Source organism: Neisseria sp. P0021.S007 (assembly GCF_051956855.1).
In genome coordinates this window covers 1-796 of record NZ_JBQCXA010000347.1, presented here as the reverse complement: position 1 = coordinate 796, position 796 = coordinate 1, and the positions used below count along the sequence as shown (strand labels likewise).

Annotated in this window: 1 protein-coding gene; it reads right to left on the bottom strand. The window is 51.0% G+C overall.

Annotated elements, in window-relative coordinates:
* The coding region (locus tag ACTHUR_RS13250; RefSeq protein WP_440398990.1) for a malic enzyme-like NAD(P)-binding protein at positions 1 to 796 on the bottom strand (796 nt) is incomplete at both ends.

The window sequence follows — 796 nt, the reverse complement described above, 5'->3', positions numbered from 1 at the left end:
AGCCACGCCGCTTTCCATTGCTGCTTTAGCAGTAGCTGTAGCAACGCGAGGCAACAGGCGGGAATCGAATGGGGTAGGAATCAGGTATTCCGCGCCGAATTCAAATTTCTTACCGTAAGCAGCAATCACTTCCTCAGGCACTTCTTCCATTGCCAAGTCAGCCAAAGCGTATACACAAGCGCGTTTCATTTCTTCGTTGATGGTGGTCGCGCCGACATCCAATGCGCCACGGAAGATGAATGGGAAGCACAATACGTTGTTTACTTGGTTCGGGAAGTCTGAGCGACCGGTACCGATTACCACATCCGGACGGGTTTCTTTTGCCAAAGGAGGCAGAATTTCCGGATTTGGGTTTGCCATAGCGAACACGATTGGTTTTTCGTTCATGGTATTCAGCATTTCAGGTGTCAGCAGGTTTGCGCCGGACAGACCCAAGAAGATGTCTTTACCTTTAACGGCATCAGCCAATACGCGTTGGCCGTTGTCTTCGATGGCGTAGAATTGTTTGGACTCGTCCATACGGTCTTTGTCTTCGCGGGTTTTATAAATCACGCCTTTGGAGTCGCAGACAGTTACGTTTTCACGTTTCAGCCCCAAATCCAGCAATTGGTTCAAGCAAGCGATCGCAGCGGCACCTGCACCGGAGCACACCAAAGTTGCTTCTTCGATTTTGCGGCCGGTATAACGCAAAGCGTTCAGTACAGCGGCAGCGGTAATGATGGCGGTACCGTGTTGGTCGTCGTGGAATACGGGGATTTTGCAGCGTTTGCGCAATTCGCGTTCGATGTAGAAGCAC